The organism is Pseudovibrio denitrificans JCM 12308 (genome assembly GCF_001310815.1).
In the GTDB taxonomy this organism is placed as follows: domain Bacteria; phylum Pseudomonadota; class Alphaproteobacteria; order Rhizobiales; family Stappiaceae; genus Pseudovibrio; species Pseudovibrio denitrificans.
In genome coordinates this window covers 1-2620 of record NZ_BAZK01000059.1, presented here as the reverse complement: position 1 = coordinate 2620, position 2620 = coordinate 1, and the positions used below count along the sequence as shown (strand labels likewise).

Below are 2620 nucleotides of genomic sequence, written 5' to 3'. Positions count from 1 at the left end.
ACCTTTGTCTTTGAAGGCACAAGCTTTGGTCGTGATGTAATTGAAGACTTTGCTGCAGGCCACGGGGCAGGCGATGTCATTCAGCTCAAAGGCACGGGTCTGAACAGCTTTGCTGATGTACTGGCACGCATCAACGTATCTGGCAGCAATACCCTCATTCAGATCAACACCACAAACACAATCACAATCAGAAACACAGCACCTGGGGATCTCCATGCAGATGACTTCAGGTTCTAAGAAATTTGCACACACATTCGGTTTCAACTGCTCCTTTGGCTCAAAGGTATTGTCAAAATGACGAAGTTTGCATGCATGGTTAAATCCAAACAAATTACTCAAAAATTACTTCTCAGTATTTTGCTCAGCACTGGAACATTTATTTATCCCACAAACGTATCAGCTCTTGATGAGAGCTCAAGCTACAAGCACGTTGAAAGTAGGAAGATAGAAAAACTTTCTTCTAAGTCTGGAATCTTCCATAAAGTTGTTCCGATTAAAGTGCCGACATTTCGTGGGCTGCAACCTAATATTGGATTTTCCTATAACTCGTCTCTTACTAGGACTAACTCTTCAGAAGATGTTTTAGGAGTTGGCTGGCGTTTATCTGGACTCACCAAAATAACCAGATCTGCAAAACGACACGGGTTACCCCAGTTTAATGATACTGATGAGTTTCTTTTAGATGGTCAGCGTCTGATTGCATGCACAGACACGGAGAAAGAATCCGCAAGTTGTTTAGCTGGAGGTACCCATGTTACATGGAATGAGAGTTACACTCGGATCAAACGTTTAGAAGCGCCTAATTCTTGGCAAGTCACAAACCGAGATGGTACTACTTTTACATTTAAACCAATCTCCAGTTGGCAAGATTCTATTCCAGCCAATGAGAAAGAAGAAAAGCTATCGGAGGTAAGTCAATGGCTTCTAGCTCCGTAAGAGACACTCTTGGATCCTCAGCTACATATTCTTATCGTTGTACAGATTTTTCGACTTGCCGGATTAATACTATTTCCTATGGCCCTAATCAGGTCAGGTTCAACTGGCAATTAAGACCAGATGTAATCACCTACGCAACCGGTTTGAGTCTAGGTACAATAGACAACCGATTAAGTAATATATTAGTGACTACAAACAATAAAATATTGCGAGCCTACAATTTAAAATACTTACAAAGCCCATCAACTAATAAATCTATTATTTCCAGCATACAAGAGTATGGAAATGATGTAATATTAAGAAATAATGAAATAATAGATGGAACAACATTACCCCCTTATCGCTTTACATATACGGGAGAAACTACCAAAATTATACTCTGCAAAACACAATAGATATGACAGAAAGCGATATGATGACTACGTTGCTATATTCAACTACAACGACGACAAGCAACTTGAAGCATTTTATTCCCACTATGTAGGACATGACGATCACTATGAGTATCATTATGTTGGTGATACTCCTCTCAAGAATATAGATAACTTAGATTTCGGACACCGATCTGCAATAAATTCAAGTATTAACATAATTGCTTACCGAGATACTTTTGATGTCGAAAGAACAGTCGACATAAAGTACTCGAAACCAATTGAAAGCAATTCAAATGGACAGCCATCTAATACCAAACTTCTTCGCCTGAATAATCCATTTGGTTCTTCTGTCCAGCATTCTAATGGCTCTATTCGCTTTTCTCTTTCAGCAGCCAATTACCATTCTAATAAAGATGACATCGGATATGTAATCGGCGACTTTGATGGAGATGGGCTAGATGATACACTTGGCCGAACATCTAATGGCTACAGTGAAGGGCGTTTTACTTCCAGTAAAACACATATGTGGAAGGGAGCAGAAGGTACTACCGTCGCAGATGTCAATGGCGATGGTCTACAGGAAGTAATACCTGTCCCAAATGACGGAGGCGTTTATTTAGGCGTTGGAACAGATCACCCACCTGTTGCAAGAAATCTGTCTATTAGAATTTCCAATGGAATAGATGAGTTTGTCGAAATTGCAGCTGTTACCCGATTGTGGGGAAAGAACCTTGCTGTTGGAGATGTAAACGGTGATCAGATACCTGACTACTTAAACTTTTATGATAAGACTTATTATGAGGATGAAGGCTTCAAAATCCACCATATAGTTGGAAATGATGTCGCAACTTCTCCTTCGTTTTCCTTGCCTAATTATTCGCACAATAAAGACAACACGTATATTGTGACAGATCTCAATGGAGATGGACGAGGTGATATCGTTGTATTTCGTTGGTTTCCAGATTCTAGTAGCAAAACTTATCTTAAAGTATTTCTAAACAACGGAAATTACGAATTTATTCAATCTCACAATTTTAGCAGAAAAGGAAAGTCAGCAGCTTACGTAGGCGATCTAGATCGAGACGGGTTAGCTGAAATAATTCTTCGAGATGAGGATCGCGGAAACGTATACGACGATGAACGCTTGTATGTCACTGACATGCTGCCTGATATGTTGATCAGTGCGATAGAGCCATCTGGAAGTAAACAATCTATCTCTTATAGCCTGTACAAAGGTGAAGAAGACAATTGGTTTCCATATCCACGAAACGTTGTCAAAACCATCTATACGTTAGACGGTAAAGGAAACT

Annotated in this window: 2 protein-coding genes and 1 pseudogene; all 3 read left to right on the top strand. The window is 39.8% G+C overall.

Annotated features, from left to right (window positions below; genetic code table 11):
- Window positions 1–237: pseudogene (locus JCM12308_RS28450) on the top strand (calcium-binding protein); the annotation flags it as partial.
- Window positions 238–294: 57 nt separating this feature from the next.
- Window positions 295–936 carry a SpvB/TcaC N-terminal domain-containing protein gene (locus JCM12308_RS28140; protein ID WP_128647540.1) on the top strand — a complete coding sequence of 214 codons (642 nt, stop codon included), beginning with the start codon at window positions 295–297 and terminating at the stop codon, window positions 934–936.
- 318 nt (window positions 937–1254) lie between these two features.
- A partial coding sequence (locus JCM12308_RS27350; protein WP_164845392.1) for an FG-GAP repeat domain-containing protein occupies window positions 1255–2620 on the top strand: 1366 nt, incomplete at its 3' end.